We start from the raw sequence: 23071 nt of genomic DNA on the forward strand, positions 1-23071 counted from the left end.
CGTTGACAGGTCATGCGCCTGGTCGTGTGATCCGGACGGACGGTGTGTTTGCGACGTACGCCGGTCGGTTCAGCTGCGCATGTGGCTGGCGTGCGGACTCAACCTGCGTAGGCGGCCAGGTTCGGATCGGGGCGCCTGCGTGGCCGCGGAAGGGCGCGTGGCTCACGGTGTGCCCCCGCGCATCGTCACCGCGCGCGCTGTTGCACGCACCGCAGGCGGGTTGGGCCGGGGCCTTCACTCGGTGTATCTGCGGATGGAACTGCGGCTCGAGCTTGTCGCCGGCCCGCGTTCGTACAAGAGGAGTTCGCTGATGCCCGGCTTGCCTGACTCGCTTGATGTCAACCTCCCGCCGTGGACCGATGTGAACATGACGTGGGACGCGCAGGTGTGGCGCGACGACGGTTACAACGTACAGCAGGCCACGTTGCTGGATACCGTGGCCGCGGCAGAGGCCGCATGGGCCGCGGCGCACCCTGATTTGGCCGCATGCATCAAGCGCCTGGACGCGATGGACGAGGTGGATGACGTGCTCGATCAGCTGGGGCTGTGGGCGTGCCCCTCTGGTGTCGACGTCGACGCCTGGCTTCAGACCGCCCAGACGGCTGTCGACGGCAACGTACCGGAGCAATGGCGGTCGATGGCACACGACATCATCCGGCATCGGCACGCGGTTGCGGCGCGCGGGGACGTGGTCGGCGCGGCCTGCGCGGCAATCCTGGCTGACCGTGATGCTTGGCAAAGGGCGCACGCTGCCAAGCAGTTCGTCAACCACCCCGCCAACAAGCCGGGCGTGCTCATCGCGTTGGCCGCAAAGGACGATCGGCCGATGCGCGTCTGGCTCATCGGCGACACCGTCCCGCGTGGCGTCTCGAGTGGGTGCTGCACTGAAGGCGTGAAGGACGACGACGTCGTCCTCTGCTACCGTGACCTGTCCGAGATCATCGATCTCGGCCGGCAGCGCTAGCGTCGCAGGAGCCGTGTCCCGAGGATCAGCGCGCCCGCGGCCGCGATGCCGCCGACGACCCACGGCCACCGCTTCGGCGTCGCGACCGCTTCAGGTTCAGCCGGTAGCGTCGCGGGCATCGCCTCGGTGACACCCGTCGGACTCGTCACCGTAGCTGTAGGCGTGGCCGCGTCAGGCCCGGGGGCTTGCGGTGCCGGCTTGCCCTCAGCTTGAGGCTGGATGCCTGAGTCAACCGCGGTGCGCGGCGTAGACGACGTCATCGGGTAGAAGGTCACCCCCGTGCTGTGCGGCTTAGGCGCGGGTTGGTAGGCGGTCGGGTCGGGCACGCCGTGGTAGTAGCGCGGCGCCGCTGGGAACGGGCCGTCGAGCCCGGGACGGTGGATGGTGAGCATGCCTACGTTGTACCATGACCGCCTGCTGGCGTGATAGCCTGTAGCTGTCATGGCCAGCTGCCCCAAGACCCCTGTCAAGGCGCGTGTCTACATCAACCGCATCGAGCCCGGTGCACAGATCGTCCGTTGCGGGAAGCCGGGGAACCAATACTACGTCGCGTTGAAGGGCCGCCGAGGCGCCCATGCCATCGTCGACTGGGACACGACGCCGGCGCTGGCCGCCGAAGCGCAGCGCCGACTCGACGCCGCGATCAAGCGCGGCCGGTGGTAACTACGGCGGCGCGGCGTTAGCAGCGTGGCCCGAACATCGCGCCCCGCCGGCACTCGACCTTGCCGTGCCGCATGAAGAACCAGTAGAGGTTGCCTTCGTCGTGCGCGGGACGCCGGCCGCCGAGCCGGATCGCGACGTACTCGCCAGGCTGCAGGCCCGCCTTGCGCGCGACGCGCGCGGCGACTTGTGCTGCCTGCGCGATGGTGTCGATGCGCGCGATGCGCTTGCAGCTCATGTATTGCTTGCGTGCGAAGGCGGGACGGTTGCGGCGGATGCAGATGTTCGCGTGGGTGGCGGCCATGCGCACAAGCGTATCAGATCTCGATCTCGACTTCGCGCTGCGTGAACGTGACCTTGACCGGGCCCTGGGTGGTGGTCAGCGTGTAGGTGTTCTCGTCGAGGCTCTTGAACTCCTTGAACCAGACCTGCCCGACGACGACGGCGGTCACCATCTGCGACTTCGCGCTGAGGTGGACCTTGATGGCCGCCGCGAGGCGCTCGGCGTGGAGCTGCAGCGTCGCGAGGGCTGGCTGCGCAGCTTCGGCAGCTCGGAGGACATCGACCCGGAGACGTCGACGACGACGACGTGGTTCGTCGGCTTCGGCTTGACGACGCGTGTCTGCGCGGCGGTTGGCGTCGGCGCGCGGACGAGGAACAGGTCGGAGGCGATCTTGTAGCTGGTGGTGGTCATCGCCCCTGGTGGTACCACCGGGGTCTGACATTTTTTTGAAGTCTACGCTAACGGCACCGGCGAAAAGCCGCGCCGTATTCTCGGAGTATCAGCCGGAGGTAGTAAACCCGCCCGGTGACGTACCGCTTAGGCTCGATATTACCACCGACGTACGAATCTGGCGGCGTGGCTGCCACTAGTGCACGTCCTTCGACCCGTGCTGCAACCGCCAGGCGCCGTACTTGTGCTGCGCCGCGTGCGCCTGTGCGATCTTGGCGGCGTCATCGGTCGGCCCGACGGCGAACGCCCGGTCGGGGATCTGGCTTGCCAACGCCGTCTTGCCGGTCGGCAGCATCACGACCGAATCCACCTCGTCTTGACCGAGCGCGAGCCCGACGACGTCCAAGAGGTAGTACGTACGCGCGCCGTCAGGATCGCGTCGGAGGAACGCGATCCGCCAACCCGCGGAGATGGTGCTGATGGTCATCGGCTTGGGTCAGGACGATATCACGGGACCATGACAGCCCGGAAGAAAGCCGATTAGTTGAGCGCGGTTTCGCCGGACGTCACCCGCCGCCGGATCGCGTATCGGCGCTGGTCGCCCTCGAGCGTCTCGTCTACCTCGTAGAGGACGCGGAGGTGCGGTGCCCGAAGGCGTTGCGCGAGCGCTTGCGGCGTCCGGACGAACGGGCGGTTGGCGGTTGATGCCATCGTCGACAGATCGCGGAACAGCTCTTGGACGGTGACCCACCGGGTCGTGTTCGGCTCGAACGCCGCCCAGTCGGCGAGGATGTCGAGGACGATGTCCGACTCGGCGGCGAAGGCGGTCCGCTCACGGGCGAGCGCGTCGAGCAGCGCCGGGACGACGATCGAGCTTTGCCAGCCCAGCGCGCGGCAGGCCGCGTAGGCGAAGACCTCGAAGTCACCGAGGCGCGTCGTCGTCCGGCGGGGTGGCTCGACGGCCAACGCCGCGACGACGCGGTTGAGGTAGTACAACCACTCGCCGAAAATCTCGGCGCGGCGTTGTTCGATGTACGCCGCGAGTGCGGCCGCGCCTTCGCTGCCGCGCGCGGTCCGCGGCCCGAGCCGGAGCACGATCGACCGGTCGACGACGTCGTCGCGTCGGAACGACCGGGGGTCTTTCGAGGCGACGGCGATGAACGACTGGGGGCGAATCTCGACGCGGCCCGTGTTCGTGTGGAGCTTGCGCTCGGCGCGGTAGCCCTTCGTGCAGTATGCGCAGACGTTGTCGGCGAGCCAGTCGATCGGGTCGTCGGGGTTGTCGAGCACCATGATCGGCGAGTGCAAGAGCGTCACCCAGAAGTCGCGGAGGCCGTCCTTGCTGACGGTGAACGGGTCGACGCTCCCGAACAACGCGTGCTGGATCATCTGTAGGATCGTCGTCTTACCTGAGCCCGGCGCACCCTCAACCATCAGCAACGGCTTCGTCGGGAACAGGTCCGAGAATGCCACCGCGAGCATCCAGATCATCAGCGCCTGAACCTGATGCTTCGGGCGCATGTGGCCGCCCGTGTCGAGGGCCCAGGTCACGCCTTGGAGTAGCCGGAACAGCGCGCCGTTGCGTCCGACGACCGGCTCGAGCGGGACGTTGCCGTTGTCGTCGTCGGCGAACAGCACGGGGCGGCCGTTGTCGATGATCTCGATCCCGATGGGCCCCGGCGTCAGGTCGCTGCGACCGAGGCGGCGTTGCCAGGCATCGTCGATGAGAAACGCGTTGGGCCCTTCGATCACGCCGGCGCCGGTGACGCGGTACATCGTGCCGTCGTAGCGCGACAGGTAGAGCGCGCCGTTGCAGTACGCAGCCCAGCGTCGGACCGACGTCTTGCGGCCGTTGTACATCGCGTAGCTCGCAAGCGCCTGCGTGACCTTGGGCGTGATCTCACGGTCCTTGGTGTTGAGGCCATAGACCATCAGCAGGTGGGTCGCCCAGCGCGCGTCGCCGTGGTTGAGCGGCAGGAGCTTGCGCGTGAACGCGCTGAACAGGTGCGGGTCGCTGTCGACCATCAAGAACTGGCTGTTGGTCGTCTCGGTCTCCATCCGCAAGATCGCCGCGGCGATGTGCTGGGCCGTCTCGGTGGCGGGTGCGCGGCGCATCGCCTCGAGAATGAGCGCGATGCTCGCGCGCTGTGCTGCGTACTCCGCGGGTAGGAGAGCCACCGGACGCGCACTCTATCAGGGGAGGCTGACGCCTGGCAGGGGTCGACGCACACGAACAACGTCTTGTGGTCACGCACGTCCACGGCCACAAGCGGTGGTGCTGACAGGGACCTGTGGTACAGGCCGTAGTCATGGACGCAGTTCGTCCCGCCGGCCGTTGGGACTGGTGGACCATCCCGTTTGAGTGGGCTCGGCAGCTCGGGCCGGTGCCTGGTGTCGTCTACCGGACCAACGGCACCGTCGAGGTGCACCGAACGCACTTGCCCTTGTTGGCCGCACACGGTCACCCGATCCCGGAGTTGACTGTCGGCGTGCCGCCGGTGCTGCCGAAGTCGTTGACGCTGCGCCCTTGGCAGACACGCGCGCGGACATGGATGGCCGACCGCCGCGGCTCACTGGTGGTCGCCGAACCCCGGCTCGGGAAGACACCGCTGGCGCTGAGCCTGCATGAGCCCAACGGCTTGTTGATGATCCTGGCGCCGCTCGACGTGCGCGAGGTGTGGCTGACCTGGATCGAGCGGATGTTCCCGGGCGCGCGCGCGGAGACGTTGGTCCTTGAAGGTACGGTGCCGGACATCGAGAAGCTCCGGCGTACTCGGTTCGTCTTCGCCCACTACGACATCCTGACGCACCAACAGGTTACCAGCGTCCGACCGCGCACGCTCATCGTCGATGAGATCCACCTGCTGTCCAACCCGACGTCTCAGCGGACGAAGGCCGTCCGGTTCTTTGCCGGCCTGGCCGACCGCGTCATCGCTCTGACCGGCACTCCGTTGTGGAACAAGACGCGTGGGCTGGGTCCCTTGCTGGCGATCACGAACCCCGGTGCATGGGGCTCGCACCACGAGTTCAGCCAGCGATACGCCTCGCCGACGATGGGTGAGTACGGCTGGGTCTACGGCGAGCTGTCCAACCGTGAGGAGTTTATGCAGCGGCGGACCGAGGTCGTCTTCGAGGCGCGGTGGTCGACCGAGGCACCGGAGTTGCCTGCGACAAACTACGAGGTCGTGGACGTGCCCGTCAGCGCGGACGATCTTGCCGTCCTCGACGAGACCGCCGCCGAGATGCGCGGCGCTCTCCTCGACACCGACGACAACACGATCGGTGCGTTGGCGCGGTACCGACAGGCGACCGGCGTCATCAAGATCGAGACGGTCGTCGAGCGGGCGATGGCGTACGCCAAGCCGCTCGTGATCTGGGGGTGGCACAAGCAACGCGTCATCAAGAAGATCGCGGATCGGCTCAAGAAACAAGGTCGGGCGACGTTCATGTTGCACGGCGATCTGTCGATCCAAAAGCGCACCGAGGCGCTTGACGCCTGGCGCGCGAGCCCGGACGGAATCCTCTGCGCGACGCTGGCGGTGGGGCAGGTCGGGCTCGATCTGTCGCACGCGACGACCGCGTTCGTGGTCGAGATCGACTGGACGCCGGCCGTCACCTACCAGACCACGATGCGGACGTTCGACGCCAGCCGACCGATGACGATCGTTTTTTTTCGTGTCGACCATCCGGTCGAGCGGATGCTTGTGGATAGCACGCGAGCGAAGATGCAGCGCGCCGACGTTTCCGCAATGCCTGCCGCCGGTTCGGCGTTCCGGATCGACGTTCCACAGGATGTGGACGACGGCTCGGTCTTGGACGAGCTGCGGGCGCTGCTCGCGGGCCGGTCGGCGGATTTCACCACGTGGGTCTAGCGTCCGTGTCAGGGCCCCGTGATAGGTATCCCTCGTCGCGGTCCTCCCTCTTGCGTTCCGCGGCCTAACCACATGAAACTACCGAAGCGTAAGCACAACTGCGCGTTGTGCAAAGCTCCGCTTGCGCCGTCGTCCTACGACGGGCTGTGGCTCCACCCGGAGTCCGCAACCTGCCAGGTCCACGTCGCGGACCACCTGGGGCTCTCGCTCGACGACCAGTACGGCGTCGATGCCGAGGGCATCTACACGGTGGCGGCCGAGCCTGCGGACGCGCCGCTAGGTGAGGGCGCGTTCTCGGCCGGCGTGATCACGACCGATGGCGTCGCCATGGTCACCTTGGGTAACGGCCCCTCGGCGTTCGTGTCGGTCGAGGCCGCGGCCAAGGCGCTGTTCGAGGCGGCCGGCCTGCCCTACCTGGGCGGCTCGTCAGGCTCCTACGGCTGGTCGAGCGTCTCGACGTTCCAGAAGTGCCCTTACCTCTGGAAGAAGACCTACGGCGCACGCGACGCGGCGCTCGGCGGGGATCTCTCGGAGGCGCTCGAGGTTGGCTCGATCGCCCACATCTTCCTCGCGATCCACTACAGCCGGTGGATCGACCCGGCGTACCCGTTGACGCCCGAGGATGCCCGCCGCTACTTCATGACGGCGAGCGTGACGCCGACGTTCGTCGACAAGGCGTGGAGCCTGTTCGACAGCTACCGTGTCTGGCACCAGGAGGAGTCGGCCTGGATGATCCCGCTCGCCGTCGAGGAGCTTGCGGTCGATCCGCGCACAGGCTTCAGCTGCCGGTGGGACCTCGTCTTCAAGGTCGAGATCGCGCAGCCGGGCATCTTGCCCGGCGTGTACATCTGCAACCACAAGAGCGCCGCCGACAACTCCTTCGTCACGCGCGAGCAGTGGAAGAACGACGGCCAGATCCTGGGCGAGATCAACCTCTACAACGCGCTTGGCTACCACCGCCGGTTCGGACCGCTGCGTGGCGCCTGCGTGAACCTGCTGATCAAGACGCAGAACCCGCAGTTCATCCGTGCGTGGGTGATGCCGCCGCCGGCGATCCTGCGCGACCACGCGAAGTCGTTGCTCTACACGACCGGACAGATGCGCATGGCCGAGGCGACCAACTGCTACCCGCGCATGCGCGCGGCCTGCGTCACGCGCTACCGGACGCTCTGCCAGTTCCACGAACACTGCGCCGGCGGCGACGTCGAGCGCGAGATCGAGGCTCCATGACTCTGCCGATCCGCATCCGGCCTGGCGCCGGCGACCAGTCGGGCACGAAGTACCGGACGTTCTGTTGCTACGGCAACACGCGCTGCGGCAAGACGCAGTTCGCGGCGACGTTCCCCAACCCCGTCTTCATCTCGGATATGTCCGAGCGCGGGTGGGTGACGCTCGAGAACATGAACGTCGAGGACTTCTATCACGCCGACCGCGAGATCATCGTGATGCCGGTCGGCGATCAGGTCCAGGTGACGATCGCGATGTCGCACGTCGAGCAGTGGGTCCGGCAGGGCTACTTCGACACGGTCGTCTTCGACTCGCTGACGTTCTACGCCGAGTCGTGGTTCAACGACCAACACCAGAAGATGCTCCGTACCGGCAGCGTCGACACGCGGTCGCTCTACGGCGCGATGGCGCAGCACCTCAGCAACCTCCGCACCCAGGTTCACAAGTGGCCGTGCAACGTCGTCTGGACGGCGCTCGCGACGCCGCCCGAGGACAAGTCGGAGGGTGGCCCGATGCTGTCGGGCAAGTCGAAGTACCGCTTCGCGGCAGGCTGCGACCACATCTTCTACCACCACAAGTACCAGCACGTGTTCCAGGACGCGCCGGGCGAAGACGGGACCGCACCGCCGCCCTACGAGGCGACCGTCTTCGAGGCGGTCACGCGGAACTTCCCCGGCTACGTCGTCGGCGGTCGTGACAACGGCAAGATCCCTGATCGGGTGCACTACCCGACGTATCGGCAGATCGCCGAGTGCCTGGGCCTGCCCGAGTTCGCGCCACGCCCGGCGCTGCCGGCCAATCTCTACGACGCCGCTCGCGCGGCGCTCGACAAGCCCGGCGCCAAGGCGCCGGCTGCGCCGGCGGCCCAGGCTCCGGCGGCGGCTGCGGCCGCGACACCCCCCGCGCGCACCCGCGCGCGCTGACCAGGATCACCGGGCACTCCGCCCGTGACAACACCACCGGTTCACGGAGCTTTCCGTGGCCACGAGGTACAGATGAGCGAGACCGAGAATTTCGTGTTCGATGGGTTCGACGTGGCCCCGGATGCCGCCCCGATCAAGGCATGGGACGGCAGCAGCAACATGCCCACCATCCCGGCGGGCGAGCACCTGTTCGAGCTGACGAGCCTGACCGTCGCCGACACCAAGGCCGGCGACGGCAAGAACCTCGTCGCCGAGTTCAAGTGCCTGAGCGAGGGCGAGGGCAACGGCGAGACCGTGCGCAGCTGGTTCCTGTGCGTCGGTCCGAAGGTCAAGCCGGGCCACAAGGGTCGCATCGCGGCCGTCTTCCGGGACGCGCTGCAGGTCCCCGGGATCAACCCCGTGAACCTCCAGTTCGAGACCAAGAACGCGGTCGGCCGGCGCATGTACGCCACCGTGACCCTGAAGCAGCGCAACTACTACGACCCGGTCACCGGCGAGGAGAAGCAGGCGACCAACGCCGAGCTGTCGGCCGAGCGTCCGGTCGAGGCGGCGGCCCAGCCGCAGGCTCCGGCGCCGGCGGCCGCCCCGGCCCGCGCCCCGTCGGCCCCGCCCGCGCGCCCGCCGGCCCCGGCGGCGCGTCCCGCGGCGCCGCCGCCCCGCGCGCGCTAGCGCAAGGCGAGCCGCAGGCTCGCAGTTCCTGAGTCCTACGGCGGCACCGTCGACGGTGGCACCCGGATGGGTGTGCAGGTGGAACTCCTGCCCGTATCGGCCAATTTCTTCGATCTCATCCAACCTCTACGTCCTCGTGAGGCGCATGCGCGACGTCGACTTCGAGCTGCTTCAATGGTGTCGTGATGACCGGTGCCCGGATGACTTCCTACATCTGGCGCACGGTCGTCGCGGTAACGTCATCCGTGTCGCGGCCGCCAGCGCCAACGCGGCCGCGTGCGCCGTCAGCGTCGCGGACGCCGTCGCCGCTAACGAAGCCGAAGCCGACACCGGCGATGACGCGGATGCGGATGCTCAGCCGCACGTCGGGACGACGGTGATCGAGTGCGCCTACGCGCACGTCCCGTTGCGTAGCCCGCGGATGTTCAAGCACATCTACTACGACGTCGTGAACGACTTTGGTTCGGTCGCCGAGCGGACGCTCTACCGTGCGATGCGGACGCTGGTTACCGACCGTCGGATCGCCTGCATCGCCGACCCCTCGGTCTCGTGGGCGACGTACCGGCGCAACCCGAGCACGACGTCTGGCTTCTACATCCGCTACGACTCGCCGTTGCTTTGGACGCCGGGCGGCCTGGCGTCCGTCTACGAGGCGATCGGCGACTACGCCAAGCCCATGGACTACACCTGATGCGCCTCGTCATCGTCGAGTCACCGTTTGCGGGGCGGGGCGACACACCCGCCGAGCGTGCACACGCAACGGCCGAAAACGTCCGCTACCTGCGGGCCTGCCTGGCGGACTGCCTCCGCCGTGGCGAGGCGCCGTTTGCGTCGCACGGACTGTACACCCAACCGGGTGTCCTCGACGACACGAACGCAGCTGAGCGCGCGCATGGCATCGCCGCCGGGTTCGCGTGGCGGCCGGCGGCACACGCGACGGTTGTCTACACCGACCGCGGGATGTCATCAGGGATGCGTGCTGGCATCGAGCACGCCGCGACGATTCCTGGGCACACCGTCGAGTACCGGATGCTTAGCGGAGAGTGGGCGCCGTGAAGGTCACGGTCAAGTCACGGCCAAGCACGTACGACGCGTACGACCTGATCGTCGACGTCACCGTCACGCGCCGGCGCCCCGGTCGGTCGCCGCCGTCGGTCAAGATGGTACCGGTCGGAGTTGCGCAGGGTGCCGGGTTCGTGTTCGGCAACGTCGTCGGCGGTGGCCTTAGCCCCGTAGAAGACACCAACCTGCGCAACGTGCTCGCGCGTGCCGTCTGCGCCCAGCTCTACTTGGGTGATCTCGCTGACTGTCTCTGCAGCGAGATCCCGGCGTTGACGACGGCGCAGATGCGGCGGTTCTGCGCTGCGCTCGAGAACATTCAGGCATTCAAGCGTGTGCTCGCGGGCGTGGCGTTGCCGCGGCTGCCGCGTCGATAGGAGGCATCGTCGTGCGTTGCATACGGACCGATGGGTGTAAATGTGGCCGGGTCGGCTGTCCCGGGTTTGGGGCAGTTGCCGCCGTGGCAGTTGATCGCATCGTTAGCGCGATGGGTACGGCCACGGAGGCCGTCAACCACCCCAACCACTACGGCGGCGCTGACAACCCGTACGAGGTGATCAAGGTGCTCGCAGCCTGGGAGCTGGAGGGCGACGCGATCCTGTGGAACGTCATCAAGTACGTCGCGCGGGCCGGCAAGAAGGATCCGGCCAAGCACGTCGAAGACCTGGAGAAGGCGCTGTTCTACCTGGACTACCGTATCAAGACACTCCGCAACAAGAAGTAGTCGCCCGGTAACGGGCACACGCAACAACTGACGGGCCTGTGTGACGGAATGGTCGCGCGACGGCCCCCGAGGTGATGCTGATGACGACCGAATTGACGCCGGCCCCGGAGATCGTCCGTGGGTCGGTAGACGGCGCGGATTGCGCCAACTGTCCGTTCTCGCGCGACGGCGCACCCAACCACCCCGTCGTCGGGGAAGGCCCCGCGAAGCCGTTGTTCATCGCCATCGGCGAAGGCCCCGGTCGCGTCGAGGCCCAGACCGGCCGGCCGTTCGTCGGCCCGACGGGGCAGCTGCTGATGAAGGCGTTTGCCGAGACCGGCATCGTGCGTGATCAGGTCTACCTGAGCAACGCGACGCTCTGTCAGCCGTTCCCGAAGGCCACCGAGAAGGACAAGCACGCGGCTGCGGTGACGTGTCGGCCACGGCTCGAGCGCGAGCTGATGGACTTCCCCGAGCGGCCGGTGCTTTTGCTCGGCGGTGTCGCCGCGAAGTCGTTGCTCGACAGCGTGACCAAGCTGCCGATCACGGAGATCGCGTGTGCGCACTTCGAGGTCGACGTCGACGGCTCGGGCCCGCGGAGCCTCATCCCGACGATCCATCCGGCCGCGATCCTGCGCGCCAGCGATGGCGGCGAGGACGGCAACAAGGGCGCCGAGAAGACGGGCGGCCACACGTCCGACCTCGGGTTCTGGTCGCTCAAGTGGGACGCGCTCAAGGTCAAGGCGCTCGGGGAGGGGCGTGACATCCGGCTGCGCATGCGGGTCGGCGAGGAGATCGAGTTCGAGCTGCAGGACCCGGCGCGCGCCCGACGGCTCGTCCGGGAGCGGCTCGCGGCCGCACGGCAGACCGGCCGGCTGGCGATCGACTACGAGACGTACGTCGACGACGACCTCCGCAACTTCGCCCTCCAGGCGTTCGTCGCAAAGATCCGGCTGATCGGGCTGGCCTCGGCCGGCAAGTCGTGCAGCGTCAAATGGGATCTGCTCGACGCCGCGACGATCGCCGACTACGCGGCCGTGCTCGCTGACGCGACGATCACCAAGGAGTACCACAACGCGACGTACGACATGGCCGTCTCGCAGAACCAGTGGTACCGGTTCGTCCACGCCGGCCCCATCGACTGTACGCTGCTCGGTCAGCACGCCGCGTGGCCCGGCGCCAAGAAGAAGCTCCAACACGTCGTCTCGCAATACTTCGCGGTCGGGCCGTGGAAGTCCGAGTTCCGCGACGCCGGCGACACGCTCACCGACGAGGCGATCTACAACGCGAAGGACGTCCTCGGCACCCACGCCGCGGTCGTCCCGACGAAGCAGTGGATCAAGCGGACCAAGACCGAGCGGGTCAACGAGATCGACAAGATGAAGGCCCACGCCGCGGTGGGCATGCACCTGCGCGGGTACCACGTGGACCCGGAGGTCAACGCCGAGATCGTCCGACGGCTCAAGGAGAACATCGACGAGGCGAACGCGATGATGTACGCCGCGTACGATCAGATCCGCGATCGGACGCACCGGATCCTGGCGGCCGAGAAGGCCAAGACGGCACGCAAGGGTGACGTCAACGAGGATGGGGCGCCGCTCGCGTATTCCGAGCGCGTCAAGGTCCGGTTGGAGGAGCTGCTCCGCGAGATCGACAAGGGCAAGTTCGTCTGGAAGCCGTCCAACGACGGCCACGCGACCGCGTTCCTCAAGGCGTCCGGTGTCCCGCTGTGGCAGACGACCAAGAAAGGCAAGACGGCCTCGGGCGCGGCCGTGCTCGAGGCGTTCGCCAGCCACGCCGTCGTCGACGAGTTGCTGCGCATGCGCGGCAACGAAGCCTTGTACGACATGAACGTCCGGATGTTCCAGTGGGTCCAGGCGTCCGACGGCAAGTGGAAGCCGCCGTTCGTCCAGGACGACGGGCGCGTCCACCCGATCTGGTCGCCGACGCAGATCTCGGGGCGGTACGGCTCGGTCAAGCCGGCGTCGTCCAACTGGACGATGGGCAACGAGACGCACGCCGACCCGAAGAAGCGGCTCCCGAATGTCCGCCGCCAGCTCGTCGCACCGCCTGGTCGTGCGATCGTCGCGTTCGACATGGAGCAGCTCGAGGCGCGACTGATCGCGGTCCAGAGCGGGGACCCGTTCCTGTGCCAGATCTTCGCCGACGGGCTCGACATCCACCACGAGTTCGGCGTGCTCGTCTTCCCGGAGATGACCGCGATCAAGGCCGCCGATCTCAAGGGCTTCAAGGGCAACGAGCAGTACAACATGTACCGCGACCTGACCAAGCGGTTCGAGTACGGCGCGATCTACGGCGGCAGCGACGCGACCGTCCACAAGGCCGTCTCGGCCGACGCGCCGCACATCACGCTGAAGATGACGTCCCAGGCGATCGTCAAGATGAAGTCGCGGATCAGCCACGTCTTCGCGTGGCAACAACGGTTGCTCGCCAAGACGTCGCAGCCGCCGTACACGCTGTGGTCCTACCTCCTCGGCCGCCGGCGCGTCTTCCCGATGGGCAAGCCACCGGCGACCGACGTCGCGAACAACCCCAACCAGTTCGCCGGCGCCGACATCATGGACATCGGCTACTCGCGGCTGCTCCCGCGGCTCGAGAAGTACAAGGGCTCGGCGTTCCTGATTCTCAACCAGCACGACGCCGACTACTTCGAGTGTGACGAGGGTGACGTGCCCAGCCTGGCGTTGGACATCAAAGAGTCCTTCACGCAGGAGGTCGAGGCCGTCAACGGTCAGAAGATCCTGTTCCCGTGCGACCTCAAGGCGGGCTACAGCTACGCCGTCGAGCCGTCGGACAAGCAGAAAGAAAAGCACCCCTACCTCGTGTGGCCGGTCGGCCGCCCGGGACTCAAGAAAGTGAAGGTCTGAGATGTCAACGATATCTGTCGCTCCTGGAACGTTGAGCTACCACCTCGCCGACGGCACGCGCTTGTCTGTCGACGAGTTCATCCACCGTGACTTCGCCTTTCAGCAGCACATGGGTATTCCTGTGCCGCACGCGAAGCTCGCCGGTGCGCGCATGTACTGGGACGCGGCCGATCCTGATGATCCTGGCTTCTACTTGACCGAGCCGCGCCGCCGAGACCCGAAGCGTACGGATAAGGTCTGGTACATCGTCGGCATCCACGTGCCTGTGCCGTGCCTCACCGTCACGCTCTGGTACTGCGGCCAGCGACAGGTCACGCTCGCACCGACGGCGCCCGACGTACTGCACCCAATCGCACCGATCGCCGTGGCGCCCGGCTTGACGCTGCGGATCGAGCAAGACTTCGGGTTGCACGGCACGCCGCGCGCGTGCACCCACGTCTTAACGCTCGCGGGGTATTTCCTGCGTGACGAGTTGTACGTGCCGCCGGCCCACGAGCTGGACCGGGGGTCCAAGTGAACATCGCTGCGCAGCTTGCTGAGATGCGGACACAGATCGCGACGCTCGTCGGCCGCCGCCTTGCTGATCATCCGACGTACCGCGCTTGGTTGGCCGGCAGCACCTTCGACACTGGTGGCGTCCACCGGCCGTCTGCCGAGTTCGTCGATCGTGACGTCGTCGTCCGGGTCGCCGCAGACGGCCAGTTGTCTGTTGTCGGCGGTGCCCCACCGGTCGTCGACGGACCCGCGCTGCAGATGCGGCGAGACGAGGAGGCTTGCATCTACGCGGTGTCATGCATGGCCCCCGATGCGATCGTGACGCTGACGCGCGGTGGTACGTCGCGGCCCCTGTTTGCGTGTACGGGCTTCGGCCTGAACACGGGGCGGTTTGTCCGGGCGACCTTCATGCCGATGCAAATCAACCACGTGCTCACGGTTACCGCGATCACGCCGTTGGTGTACCCGGTGACCGTCGTGTTGCACACGCTGATGCGGCAAGCCTGCGTGTGACCGGGGCTGTCAGGCCCCCGTGCTAGGTTCCGCGACGGTCATGCAGCTGTTCTACATCACCGCGGTCGGCAGCGGCCTCGCGCTGATCCCGCGGCTCCCGTCGGATTCGATCGATGCGCTTGTCACCGACCCGCCGGCGGGGATCAGCTTCATGAACAAGGCGTGGGACAAGTTTCGGGAGCGCGATGCGTTCGTCGACTTCATCACGCGGACCGCGCTTGAATGGTACCGCGTCCTCAAGCCTGGCGCCCACGGCCTTGTCTGGGCGTTGCCGCGGACGGCACACTGGACGACGTGGGCGCTCGAGGATGCCGGCTTCGAGATCCGCGACAAGCACCTGCACCTGTTCGGGACGGGCTTCCCGAAGGGGATCAACGTCGGCAAGGCGATCGACGAGAAGCTCGGTGCGGTGCGGCAGGTCGTCCAGTACCGCGCCGGCGCGATCGGGACGATCGGCGGGACGGCGAGCGGTACGGTCAGCGACCGCAGCGACAACGGCGCGACGTTGACCGCGCCCGCGACGGCGGAAGCGGCCCGGTGGGAAGGCTGGAGCACGGCGATGAAGCCGGCATACGAGGAGTGGATCCTGATCCGCAAGCCGCTCGAGGGGACGGTCGTCGACAACGTCCTGAAGTACGGCACCGGTGCGCTGAACGTCGATGGGTGCCGGATTGGCTACACGTCGGACGCTGACCGTGCCTCGGCGACGCCGCAAGGTCGTGTCACGAGTAAGCGCAGCGGCAGCGTTGGTGCGGAGCCGGACGCGGGGCGAAACCTTGCCCGCGTCGAGTTCGATCGACCTGAGACGACCGGCCGCTGGCCCGCGCACCTCTCCCTCGACGACGAAGCCGCGGCCATGCTCGACGCACAGAGCGGCGACGTCGGTGCAGCCGCGCCGGTTCAAGGCGATGAGCCGAGCGCGCCGATCGCGAACGCCTACAACAAGCGCAAGCGTGTTAAGGGCGCGTTCCACGCCGATAGCGGGGGTGCCTCCCGGTTCTTCTACGTCGCCAAGGCGCCCAAGCGCGACAAGACTTCGGGCGGCCTGGTCACGAACGACCACCCCACCGCGAAGAACACCGAGCTGATGCGGTGGCTCGTCCGGTTGATCACGCCGCCCGGCGGCGTCGTGCTCGATAGCTTCATGGGCAGCGGCAGCACCGGCGCGGCGTGCGCGCTCGAGCACGTCAGCTTCATCGGGTTTGATCTGGACGCCCACTTCGTCGACGACATCGCGACGCCGCGGATCGCCGCGGCCTACGAGGCCACCATGACAGGCGACGACGCCGAGGATACCACGGACATCGACATGCTCGCACCGACGACCATCCCGCCGTTTCTCCGCTGGGTCGGCGGCAAGCGCCGTCAGGCCCTCGACCTCGCCGTGCGCGCGACCGCCGCGCTCAAGCCGGGTGGTCGGTACATCGAGCCGTTCCTGGGCTCGGGCGCCGTCGCGCTGGCGATGCCGCCGGGGACGCCGATGCTCCTCGGCGACGCCTGTCTACCGCTCGGCTACCTGTGGTGGTGGCTCCAGCAGCACCCGCGCGAGATCGCCGAGTACGCCGCCGGCTACGGGCTCGCGCTCGACCAAGACTGGAACACCCAGGAAGGCTTCAACGAGCTGCGCCAGCAGCACAACGCGACGCCGTACAGCGACGCGTCGTGGGAGCCGTCGGCGCGGTTCCTCTGGCTGACGAGCGCGAGCTTCAACGGCGTCTACCGCGAGAGCAGCAAGGGTGAGTACAACGTCCCGTGGGGCCGGCGCGCACGCGTCTCGGTGCCGACGCCGGAGACCTTGGAGGCCGTCGCTGCACACATCGCGCAGGCCCAGGTCTTCCCGGGCTGGGACTTCGAGGACGTCATCGATCAGGCCGGCGCCGGCGACGTCGTCTTCGCGGACTCGCCCTACGACGGCCCCAAGGGGCAGTTCACGAGCTACGTCAAGACGCCGTTCGACGCCGACGCGCAGCTCCGGCTGGCGCGTGCAGCCTACCGTGCGCGCGAGCGCGGCGCGACTGTCATCCTGACGAACTCCGACACCGTCCGCATCCGTGACTTCTACGCGGGCTGGACGATCGAGTCGGCCCTTGAGCGGCGGCCCGTCGCGGCGGACCCCGGGCGCCGTGTCCCTGCGTACTGCGTCGTGATCAGCGGCGGCCCGCTGTGACGACTGGCATCGAACACCCCGCACCCCGAAAAGAAGGCACCGTGACCTACCAAGCCGACGCGCTCCGGACGGAGCACACCCCCGACTTCATCAACCCGGCGTTCTTCGGCGGCGACGTCGCGCACGCCCGGAAGATCGGTCGGCTCCTGCACGCCTTCCTCGGCCTCGCGACTGAGCTTGGTGAGGCGGCCGATCAGCTCAAGAAGCACCTCATCTACGGTAAGCCGCTCGACGAGGTCAACCTCGTCGAGGAGCACGGCGACTTCAGCTGGTACTCCAACTTGATGATCGACGCCATCGGCTCGACCTGGGAGGAGAGCTGGACCAAGAACATCGCCAAGCTCAAGGTCCGGTTCCCGGACAAGTTCACGCAGGCCCAGGCGCTCGCCCGGGATCTCGACGCCGAGCGGACGGCGCTGGAGACGCCGTGAGCCGGCCCGTCGTGCTGGTCGACGTGGACGACGTCCTCGCCGATTTCTACGCTGCGGCGCTCCGCGTCGCGGGTGAGATCCTGGGTCGTGACGTCTCGACCGAGTCCCGGACGACCTGGGACATCATCGACGCGCTCGGGTTCACGACCGCGCAGCGGGCCGCCTTCAAGCAAGCCGTCGGTCGGTCGGCGTTCTGTGCGAGCCTGTCGCCGTGTCCCGGCGCGCAGGTCGGCGTCGCGGCGCTCCGTGAGATCGCGGACGTCTACGCCGTGACGGCGCCGTTCGACGCGCTCTACTGGGTCAGCGAGCGGGATTGGTGGCTCAAGGAGCACTTCGGGTTTACGCGCAAGCAGATCGTCCACACTGACGCCAAGTACCTCGTCGCGGGCGACGTGTTCATCGACGACAAGGTCGAGCACGTCCGGCGGTGGGTTGATCGGCGCATCGGCACCGCCGTGCTGTGGGCTCAGCCGTACAACGCCGGCGCGGCCGTCGGCCGTGCGGCCCGGACGAACGTCTGGGAGGATGTCTATGCCCTCGCCGCCGAGCATCCGTGACGCCGGCCGGAAGCCGTGTTCGGTCTGCGGGACCGGTCAGATCGTCGCGATCGTCGCGGTCACGTTGACGGTGCCCGTGCGGTTCCAGCGTCGGCTGACGAAGCACGTGCTCCGCGACGCCGACGTCCGGCTGTGTAGTGCAGCGTGGGACCGCGCCGGTTTTTGTTGTTCGACACCTGGCTGTCGCGGGCCCGCGTGGCTGCGGCGGCGTAACGGTTGGGAGTGACGCATGTGGAACTACGTCAAGAAGGATGATGGCAGCTACGTGCAAGCCGCGTATCACGGCCCGGATGGAACGCCTGGACGCGCACCGGGATGCACAGGCGCTAGCCCTAAGCGCGATCGCAGCAAAGCTCTGGGACCCACGGCGATGAACCGATCCGACGACGATCCCCACATCTGGAATGGATGGTCGTGACCGCACGTCTACCGCCTGGCGCACGCGGTTGGTTTCCGTGGAACGGGTCTAAGCGATGGTTGCTCCACGACGTCGCTGAACTTGTCACGGCAGGCCTCAAGCCTGGTGCGCGGTTTTTCGATCCGTTCGTAGGTAGCGCCGCGGTATCACGCGAAATTCGGCGCAAGCAACCCTGCGTTGACCACGTGCTTGGTGACGCGAATCCGTGGCTGGCCGCGTTGCTCGACACCGCGCGCACGCCGGACCCGGTGCCGATCCCATCGAATTATCTAGACTTCGACTTCTGGCGGGGGTTGACAGACGATGAGGCTGGTCAGCTCGACGTGATAACACGCGCACAGCGATTTGCGATCTGTCTACACACGGCATGGGGGCACCGGTGGAAGACCGACAGCGCGGGCCGGTTTACGCAGAGTACGGCACCGCTCCAAGCTACGTTCTGTGAACCGGCGTACCTGCGCCGCCAACTCGATCACGTGTTCACGGTCAAGTGGTTGCGTGCCGCGGATATTGTTGTAACCGGTGACTGGCGTAGCACCGTCGCAACATTCGAGTACGGTGACCTCGTGTACCTTGATCCGCCGTACCCCGAGACGCTCGGGTACGGAACACAGACGTGGACGATCGCAGACCTCCTCGATGTCATCGATTGGCTTGCGGATGCGCGTATCAACGCGGTCGTAAGCAACGTCGCTGACATCGAACGCTTGCTCGTCCGCGCCGGGTTCCAGACACGCTGTTTGCTGAGTCCTACAGCCAGCCGAACGCGTCGCCAGCGCCGCGAAATTATCGCCTGGCGCTACCACTGAGGAGCTATGCCGACGGAACGACCTGACGACGATCCCCACATCTGGGACGGCGACACGTGCATGATCTGTTGTCTCGACGCCGTCGACGTCCAGACCGGCATGGATCAGGGCATCTGCACACCGCGGACGCGGGTTACACACGCGGCACACTACCGCTACGACGTCTACATCGGCCGTGGCCGCAAGAGCATCTGGGGCAACCCGTTCCGGGAAGGTGCCGACGGGACTAAGTCCGAGGTCATCGAGCGGTACCGAACCTGGATCCAGACCCAGCCGCAGTTGATGGCACGGCTGCCCGAGCTGCGGGGCAAGGTGCTCGGCTGCTGGTGCAAGCCCGACATCTGCCACGGCGACGTGCTCGCGGAACTGGCCGACGCGCCGCCGCCGAAGGTCACGGCGCCAGCGGCCACGACGCCGCGCGAGGTACTCCGTGAAGAACTCCGAGGTCGTGCTGCGGCGCAAGCAGCACGATACGTCACGCCTGACCCGCCGCCACAGTACGACGACGTCTATGAGGCCGGCGTCGCAGCGCTGAACGCGGACGCCGGTGAGGAAATTGTTGTACCGGCGCCTGAATGTCAGACCGCCGTGGTACCACCTCAGCCCGTGAACCTTGATGACTACGACACGACCGTCATCATCCTCGACGTCGAGACGACCGGCATCGATCGCGCGAAGGACGAGATCATCGAGCTGGCCGTCCAGTTCGGGTTCGGCGACGGTGACCGTCCGGGGCCGGGCGAGGTCTGGCGGTTCAAGCCGTCGATCCCGATCCCGGCGGAGGCGACCGCCATCCACGGCATCCGTGACGAGGACGTCGCGGCCGCGTCGTCGTTCGGCGCGGCCGCGGTCCACGTCGAGCAGGTGATCGAGGCGGCGACGGTCGTCGTCGGGTACAACATCGAGTTCGACCTGACGATGATCGACGCGGCGCTGCGGCGGGTCGGGCGCCGGCTTGATCTCCGCGGCAAGCTGATCATCGACCCGCTGCAACTCTGGCGGGTGTGCGAGCCGCGGACGCTCCAAGGCGCCCACCAGCGTTTCGTTGGCGCTGCGTTCGAGGATGCCCACAGCGCCGGCGCCGACGTCGCCGCGACGGGGCGCGTGCTCCTGGGCATGCTCGACAACTTCGGCCATGCCGGCAAATACTGGGACGAGATCGCGACGATCGCGTGCCCTGACCGTGCGACCTGGCTCGGCTTCACCACACACTTCATCTGGAAGGACGGCCGCGTGATCCTCAACTTCGGCAAGCACGCCGGCACGGACGTTCGGTCTGCTGCCGTCAAAGGCTACCTCGCTTGGATGCAGAAGCAGGACTTCCCGGCGCACGTCGCCGAGATCGCGAAGGCCGCCGCGGGCGCGAAGTCCGACGGTGAGTTCTTGCGGTTCGCCGCACAAGCCTACCCGCCGCCGCCTGCTGCTGAGGTGGCGCCGTGAGCCGGCTCCGGGTCGTTGCTGGCCTTGCCGTCGACGCCGAACACCGCGTGCTCGTCGGCCTGCGTCCGCCGGACAAGGCCTTCCCGGCGCAGTGGGAGTACCCCGGCGGCAAGGTCGAGCCGGGCGAAGGTGACACTCAGGCGCTCGTCCGCGAGTGGCAAGAGGAGCTGAGCGTCACGCCGGCCGTCGGTCACCGGATCGGACGGCTGACGCTCGTGCTCGACGTCACCGTGACCCTGTCCCTGTACCACGTCCGCATCGGCGCGCAGGTCCCGCAGGTCAACCTTGATGCGCACACCGCGCTACGGTGGGTGACGCCGTCGGAGTTGCTGTTGAAGCTGCCGGCCACGCCCGGCACGACGGCGTTCTACGCACTCGTCAAGGCGTACGTCGGCGGGCTGGCGTAAGCGCAGACCCGCTTGACACAGCCTGCACGCCATGTAACCGTTCACCCATGGCGTCCATCACTCTCCTCGGTCGTTCGCGCAAGCCCCGCAAGTCCCGCAAGTCTGCCTCGAAGGGCAGCTGCACCACCTCGAAGGGCCGGCTCCGCAAGGGCTGGCGCTACGCGAAGGGTGGCCGCTGCGTCCGCGCGAAGGGCAAGCGCTAAGGCGCTCGACCATGAGCGTCGCCGCGACCCGGTGGCAGCAGGACGTGCGCCTGCAGCCCAACAACCCGAACCAGTTGATCCGCTACAGCCCGACCTTCCCGTCGGGCGGCGGCGGATACAGCGCGTTCGGCTGGTCGCCCGTCCCGAACGAGGGCTTCAAGCTCTACTCGCCGGCGGGCGCACTCGGCGCGCCGTTGGTGCCCGGCTGGTCCGGCATCGCCAAGGTGGTCGGCGCCGTCTTCGGCGTCGCCGCTGGCTTCTGGCTGGCCCAGAAGAACCTGGGGTAGGGCGTGGCGCGTCGAGTCTCACGCGGCGGCCGTCGCACTGCAGTGCAGGGCCTCGGTGCCACGACCACGACCTGCAGCCCCCTGCCGGGGGCTGAGACACGGGTCTGCATCACGCGCCCGGCGAAGCGGACGAAGGTCCACACCGCTGACGACGCGTGTACGCTGCTCCGGCGCGCACGCAACGCCGACCGCGAGTCGTTCTACGTCCTGGCGCTTGACCCACAGAACCAGGTCCAGGGCGTCGAGGAGATCGCACGCGGCAGCGTCGGGGATGTCGCGGTGCACCCGCGCGAGGCGTTCAAGACGGCGGTGATGCTCAACGCGAGCGCCGTCATCATCGCGCACAACCACCCGTCAGGCAGCCCAGTACCGAGTGAACTGGACGTCGACTTGACCAAGCGCTTCGTCGAGGCGGGAAAGCTGCTCGGCATCCCGGTCATCGACCACCTGATCGTCGGTCAGTCTGGCTGCGGCTCGATCGCCGACGTCGACCCGATGGTGCTTCGTGGCGCACGCCGGCCGGCGCGACGCTACCGCATCCGGCGGCGCTGATGGCGGCTTGGCCCCCGTCCACGACTATCGACGCGCGTACACGCGCGTTGCTGAACATCCGCGCGACCGGCGTGACCGTCGTCATCATCACGGTCAACGGCACCATGACGTCGATGAACGCGGTGGCAGAGTCGACGGCGGGGCCGCCGCAGCCGACCGCGCCGGTGCCGGAAGCTCCGACCCGCCGGCCGCGGCCACCCCGCCCGCCGGTCCCGCCGTGGGCCAAGCGCGGCCGCGCTAGCGCCGGTCCGCGTCCGGGCCGCTGACGTCACTGCCGCAACGGGCTTGTGGGCGACCACGCGGCCGTGAACAGGCGCATGAGCGCCATCCCTCGGTCCGCCTCGTGGGGGATCTCGCGGAGCCGCATCAACGTGATGCGGTGACGTGCTCGCAAGATCGCACGGTAGACCTGTGCGGCTAGGCCTCGTGGCCCTGTGCCGCGGTCCTGTTCCCAGCGGTTGACGCTGGCGAAGGAGACGCCGAGGAAGCGCGCCATCTCGGCCTGGGTGAGCTGGAGGGCGGCGCGGGCGGCTCGAGCGGCACGCGCGCTGACCTGGCGTAGCGGCATCGCCGGGTCATACCATGCGCCGCTGACACCGTCAGCGTGGCCTGGTATAGTTCAGGCATGGGATGGCGCCGCCGTACACGTCAACGCCCGAGCCGGTGCAGCCGCCTGGCCTTCGCCAAGGCGCAGGCCAAGGGCCCCGAGGCCGTGGCCGTCTTCTTCAAGCTCTGCGGCGCGCCGCCGAAGCCCACCGCCGTCCGCCGCCGGCGGTAGCCTTGTCCCGATGACCGGCGTCGGCTACTGTCTGGGTATCATGGTGCAGCCCTAACAGTGATCGTGCCGCCGTCGGGGTCTTCGCGAACTTCCGGATCGCGATCGACAACGACTTCCGCGGCGAGTTTTCGTACGTCCAGTACCGGCGGTGGGGCGTGCTGCAGGTGTGGGAAGGCGGTCGGTACAAGACCGGGGCGCCGACGCGGCAACGTGCCGAGCACCGGATCTGGGTCCACCTCAACTACGGCGCGACGGGGTCGTTTACGAGCGCACGCGAGGCGGCGGCGCTGGTCGAACGCCTGACCGCGCTGTCGCCGGTCAGCCTCGACGAGTGGCGCCACTACCTGACGATCGGCGGTTAACCTGGATTCAGGCA

General features: G+C 67.6%; 30 protein-coding genes. 24 read left to right on the forward strand and 6 right to left on the reverse strand.

Annotated elements, in window-relative coordinates; all coding sequences use genetic code 11:
- Positions 1–169: 169 nt before the first annotated feature.
- Positions 170–964: a hypothetical protein gene (locus IPJ61_RS19815; protein WP_297111981.1), complete on the forward strand. Its 795-nt coding sequence runs from the start codon at positions 170–172 to the stop codon at positions 962–964.
- On the opposite strand, the gene IPJ61_RS19820 is transcribed toward IPJ61_RS19815, so the two are convergent.
- Positions 961–1356, reverse strand: a complete 396-nt coding sequence (locus IPJ61_RS19820; RefSeq protein ID WP_297111983.1) for a hypothetical protein — start codon at positions 1354–1356, stop codon at positions 961–963. The genes IPJ61_RS19815 and IPJ61_RS19820 overlap by 4 nt on opposite strands.
- A gap of 49 nt (positions 1357–1405) precedes the next feature.
- Between IPJ61_RS19820 and IPJ61_RS19825 the strand changes: the two genes are divergently transcribed.
- Entirely contained in the window at positions 1406–1627 is a 222-nt protein-coding gene (locus IPJ61_RS19825; protein WP_297111985.1) for a hypothetical protein, read from the forward strand.
- Positions 1628–1643: 16 nt separating this feature from the next.
- Here IPJ61_RS19825 and IPJ61_RS19830 read toward each other — a convergent pair whose 3' ends face one another.
- The 4 genes from IPJ61_RS19830 to IPJ61_RS19845 form a co-directional block, all read right to left on the reverse strand.
- Positions 1644–1928 carry a hypothetical protein gene (locus IPJ61_RS19830; RefSeq protein ID WP_297111987.1) on the reverse strand — a complete coding sequence of 95 codons (285 nt, stop codon included), beginning with the start codon at positions 1926–1928 and terminating at the stop codon, positions 1644–1646.
- Between the two features lie 13 nt (positions 1929–1941).
- Positions 1942–2349, reverse strand: coding sequence for a hypothetical protein (locus IPJ61_RS19835; RefSeq protein WP_297111989.1), 408 nt, complete (start codon positions 2347–2349; stop codon positions 1942–1944).
- Between the two features lie 144 nt (positions 2350–2493).
- Entirely contained in the window at positions 2494–2784 is a 291-nt protein-coding gene (locus IPJ61_RS19840; RefSeq protein ID WP_297111991.1) for a hypothetical protein, read from the reverse strand.
- Positions 2785–2837: 53 nt separating this feature from the next.
- Positions 2838–4475 (reverse strand): P-loop NTPase family protein, encoded by a 1638-nt coding sequence (locus IPJ61_RS19845; protein ID WP_297111992.1) that lies wholly within the window; start codon positions 4473–4475, stop codon positions 2838–2840.
- A gap of 131 nt (positions 4476–4606) precedes the next feature.
- Between IPJ61_RS19845 and IPJ61_RS19850 the strand changes: the two genes are divergently transcribed.
- The 21 genes from IPJ61_RS19850 to IPJ61_RS19950 all read left to right on the forward strand — a co-directional run bounded on the left by IPJ61_RS19850 (position 4607) and on the right by IPJ61_RS19950 (position 22183).
- Positions 4607–6169, forward strand: coding sequence for an SNF2-related protein (locus tag IPJ61_RS19850; protein ID WP_297111994.1), 1563 nt, complete (start codon positions 4607–4609; stop codon positions 6167–6169).
- 72 nt (positions 6170–6241) lie between these two features.
- Positions 6242–7399, forward strand: a complete 1158-nt coding sequence (locus IPJ61_RS19855; RefSeq protein ID WP_297111996.1) for a hypothetical protein — start codon at positions 6242–6244, stop codon at positions 7397–7399.
- Positions 7396–8319 carry an AAA family ATPase gene (locus IPJ61_RS19860; RefSeq protein ID WP_297111998.1) on the forward strand — a complete coding sequence of 308 codons (924 nt, stop codon included), beginning with the start codon at positions 7396–7398 and terminating at the stop codon, positions 8317–8319. Before IPJ61_RS19855 ends, IPJ61_RS19860 begins: the two co-directional genes overlap by 4 nt.
- A gap of 72 nt (positions 8320–8391) precedes the next feature.
- The gene (locus IPJ61_RS19865) at positions 8392–8988 is read left to right on the forward strand and encodes a hypothetical protein (RefSeq protein ID WP_297112000.1); all 597 of its coding nucleotides are present in this window, start codon (positions 8392–8394) and stop codon (positions 8986–8988) included.
- A gap of 136 nt (positions 8989–9124) precedes the next feature.
- Positions 9125–9679, forward strand: coding sequence for a hypothetical protein (locus IPJ61_RS19870; RefSeq protein WP_297112002.1), 555 nt, complete (start codon positions 9125–9127; stop codon positions 9677–9679).
- Positions 9679–10044 carry a DUF7768 domain-containing protein gene (locus IPJ61_RS19875; RefSeq protein WP_297112004.1) on the forward strand — a complete coding sequence of 122 codons (366 nt, stop codon included), beginning with the start codon at positions 9679–9681 and terminating at the stop codon, positions 10042–10044. Before IPJ61_RS19870 ends, IPJ61_RS19875 begins: the two co-directional genes overlap by 1 nt.
- The gene (locus IPJ61_RS19880) at positions 10041–10424 is read left to right on the forward strand and encodes a hypothetical protein (protein ID WP_297112006.1); all 384 of its coding nucleotides are present in this window, start codon (positions 10041–10043) and stop codon (positions 10422–10424) included. The genes IPJ61_RS19875 and IPJ61_RS19880 overlap by 4 nt, the downstream gene beginning before the upstream one ends.
- A gap of 110 nt (positions 10425–10534) precedes the next feature.
- Positions 10535–10771 (forward strand): DUF3310 domain-containing protein, encoded by a 237-nt coding sequence (locus IPJ61_RS19885; protein ID WP_297112008.1) that lies wholly within the window; start codon positions 10535–10537, stop codon positions 10769–10771.
- Between the two features lie 80 nt (positions 10772–10851).
- Positions 10852–13638: a DNA polymerase gene (locus IPJ61_RS19890; protein ID WP_297112010.1), complete on the forward strand. Its 2787-nt coding sequence runs from the start codon at positions 10852–10854 to the stop codon at positions 13636–13638.
- A 1-nt stretch (position 13639) separates the two neighbouring features.
- Entirely contained in the window at positions 13640–14155 is a 516-nt protein-coding gene (locus IPJ61_RS19895; protein WP_297112011.1) for a hypothetical protein, read from the forward strand.
- Positions 14156–14178: 23 nt separating this feature from the next.
- Positions 14179–14646 (forward strand): hypothetical protein, encoded by a 468-nt coding sequence (locus IPJ61_RS19900; protein ID WP_297112013.1) that lies wholly within the window; start codon positions 14179–14181, stop codon positions 14644–14646.
- A 40-nt stretch (positions 14647–14686) separates the two neighbouring features.
- Positions 14687–16813, forward strand: a complete 2127-nt coding sequence (locus tag IPJ61_RS19905; RefSeq protein WP_297112015.1) for a Dam family site-specific DNA-(adenine-N6)-methyltransferase — start codon at positions 14687–14689, stop codon at positions 16811–16813.
- Between the two features lie 41 nt (positions 16814–16854).
- Complete coding sequence (locus IPJ61_RS19910; protein ID WP_297112016.1) at positions 16855–17244, forward strand: nucleoside triphosphate pyrophosphohydrolase family protein; 390 nt, start codon at positions 16855–16857, stop codon at positions 17242–17244.
- Positions 17241–17801, forward strand: coding sequence for a 5' nucleotidase, NT5C type (locus IPJ61_RS19915; RefSeq protein WP_297112018.1), 561 nt, complete (start codon positions 17241–17243; stop codon positions 17799–17801). The genes IPJ61_RS19910 and IPJ61_RS19915 overlap by 4 nt, the downstream gene beginning before the upstream one ends.
- Positions 17802–18278: 477 nt before the next feature.
- Positions 18279–19028 carry a DNA adenine methylase gene (locus IPJ61_RS19920; RefSeq protein WP_366505977.1) on the forward strand — a complete coding sequence of 250 codons (750 nt, stop codon included), beginning with the start codon at positions 18279–18281 and terminating at the stop codon, positions 19026–19028.
- A gap of 6 nt (positions 19029–19034) precedes the next feature.
- Complete coding sequence (locus IPJ61_RS19925; RefSeq protein WP_297112022.1) at positions 19035–20468, forward strand: DUF4326 domain-containing protein; 1434 nt, start codon at positions 19035–19037, stop codon at positions 20466–20468.
- Positions 20465–20875 carry an NUDIX domain-containing protein gene (locus IPJ61_RS19930; RefSeq protein WP_297112023.1) on the forward strand — a complete coding sequence of 137 codons (411 nt, stop codon included), beginning with the start codon at positions 20465–20467 and terminating at the stop codon, positions 20873–20875. The genes IPJ61_RS19925 and IPJ61_RS19930 overlap by 4 nt, the downstream gene beginning before the upstream one ends.
- 47 nt (positions 20876–20922) lie before the next feature.
- Positions 20923–21078, forward strand: a complete 156-nt coding sequence (locus tag IPJ61_RS19935; protein ID WP_297112025.1) for a hypothetical protein — start codon at positions 20923–20925, stop codon at positions 21076–21078.
- Positions 21079–21089: 11 nt separating this feature from the next.
- On the forward strand, positions 21090–21365 hold the full coding sequence (locus IPJ61_RS19940; RefSeq protein ID WP_297112028.1) for a hypothetical protein: 276 nt from the start codon (positions 21090–21092) through the stop codon (positions 21363–21365).
- 3 nt (positions 21366–21368) lie between these two features.
- A complete protein-coding gene (locus tag IPJ61_RS19945; RefSeq protein WP_297112029.1) occupies positions 21369–21917 on the forward strand; it encodes a JAB domain-containing protein in 549 nt (182 codons plus the stop codon).
- A 47-nt stretch (positions 21918–21964) separates the two neighbouring features.
- Positions 21965–22183, forward strand: a complete 219-nt coding sequence (locus tag IPJ61_RS19950; RefSeq protein WP_297112031.1) for a hypothetical protein — start codon at positions 21965–21967, stop codon at positions 22181–22183.
- A 2-nt stretch (positions 22184–22185) separates the two neighbouring features.
- Here the strand turns inward: IPJ61_RS19950 and IPJ61_RS19955 are convergent, their stop codons facing one another.
- On the reverse strand, positions 22186–22485 hold the full coding sequence (locus IPJ61_RS19955; protein WP_297112033.1) for a helix-turn-helix domain-containing protein: 300 nt from the start codon (positions 22483–22485) through the stop codon (positions 22186–22188).
- Positions 22486–22850: 365 nt separating this feature from the next.
- On the opposite strand from IPJ61_RS19955, the gene IPJ61_RS19960 reads away from it, so the two are divergent.
- Entirely contained in the window at positions 22851–23057 is a 207-nt protein-coding gene (locus tag IPJ61_RS19960; RefSeq protein WP_297112035.1) for a hypothetical protein, read from the forward strand.
- The last annotated feature ends 14 nt before the right edge of the window (positions 23058–23071 follow it).

The sequence above is a fragment of the Tessaracoccus sp. genome (assembly GCF_016714275.1).
In the GTDB taxonomy this organism is placed as follows: domain Bacteria; phylum Actinomycetota; class Actinomycetes; order Propionibacteriales; family Propionibacteriaceae; genus Arachnia.

Excerpts from the sequence above, each read along its gene's own strand:
- IPJ61_RS19820 (WP_297111983.1), bottom strand. The coding sequence starts at position 1,356 with ATGCTCACCATCCACCGTCCCGGGCTCGACGGCCCGTTCCCAGCGGCG.
- IPJ61_RS19825 (WP_297111985.1), top strand. The coding sequence starts at position 1,406 with ATGGCCAGCTGCCCCAAGACCCCTGTCAAGGCGCGTGTCTACATCAAC.
- IPJ61_RS19830 (WP_297111987.1), bottom strand. The coding sequence starts at position 1,928 with ATGGCCGCCACCCACGCGAACATCTGCATCCGCCGCAACCGTCCCGCC.
- IPJ61_RS19835 (WP_297111989.1), bottom strand. The coding sequence starts at position 2,349 with ATGTCAGACCCCGGTGGTACCACCAGGGGCGATGACCACCACCAGCTA.
- IPJ61_RS19840 (WP_297111991.1), bottom strand. The coding sequence starts at position 2,784 with ATGACCATCAGCACCATCTCCGCGGGTTGGCGGATCGCGTTCCTCCGA.
- IPJ61_RS19850 (WP_297111994.1), top strand. The coding sequence starts at position 4,607 with ATGGACGCAGTTCGTCCCGCCGGCCGTTGGGACTGGTGGACCATCCCG.
- IPJ61_RS19855 (WP_297111996.1), top strand. The coding sequence starts at position 6,242 with ATGAAACTACCGAAGCGTAAGCACAACTGCGCGTTGTGCAAAGCTCCG.
- IPJ61_RS19860 (WP_297111998.1), top strand. The coding sequence starts at position 7,396 with ATGACTCTGCCGATCCGCATCCGGCCTGGCGCCGGCGACCAGTCGGGC.
- IPJ61_RS19865 (WP_297112000.1), top strand. The coding sequence starts at position 8,392 with ATGAGCGAGACCGAGAATTTCGTGTTCGATGGGTTCGACGTGGCCCCG.
- IPJ61_RS19875 (WP_297112004.1), top strand. The coding sequence starts at position 9,679 with ATGCGCCTCGTCATCGTCGAGTCACCGTTTGCGGGGCGGGGCGACACA.
- IPJ61_RS19885 (WP_297112008.1), top strand. The coding sequence starts at position 10,535 with ATGGGTACGGCCACGGAGGCCGTCAACCACCCCAACCACTACGGCGGC.
- IPJ61_RS19890 (WP_297112010.1), top strand. The coding sequence starts at position 10,852 with ATGACGACCGAATTGACGCCGGCCCCGGAGATCGTCCGTGGGTCGGTA.
- IPJ61_RS19895 (WP_297112011.1), top strand. The coding sequence starts at position 13,640 with ATGTCAACGATATCTGTCGCTCCTGGAACGTTGAGCTACCACCTCGCC.
- IPJ61_RS19900 (WP_297112013.1), top strand. The coding sequence starts at position 14,179 with ATGCGGACACAGATCGCGACGCTCGTCGGCCGCCGCCTTGCTGATCAT.
- IPJ61_RS19905 (WP_297112015.1), top strand. The coding sequence starts at position 14,687 with ATGCAGCTGTTCTACATCACCGCGGTCGGCAGCGGCCTCGCGCTGATC.
- IPJ61_RS19925 (WP_297112022.1), top strand. The coding sequence starts at position 19,035 with ATGCCGACGGAACGACCTGACGACGATCCCCACATCTGGGACGGCGAC.
- IPJ61_RS19935 (WP_297112025.1), top strand. The coding sequence starts at position 20,923 with ATGGCGTCCATCACTCTCCTCGGTCGTTCGCGCAAGCCCCGCAAGTCC.
- IPJ61_RS19940 (WP_297112028.1), top strand. The coding sequence starts at position 21,090 with ATGAGCGTCGCCGCGACCCGGTGGCAGCAGGACGTGCGCCTGCAGCCC.
- IPJ61_RS19955 (WP_297112033.1), bottom strand. The coding sequence starts at position 22,485 with ATGCCGCTACGCCAGGTCAGCGCGCGTGCCGCTCGAGCCGCCCGCGCC.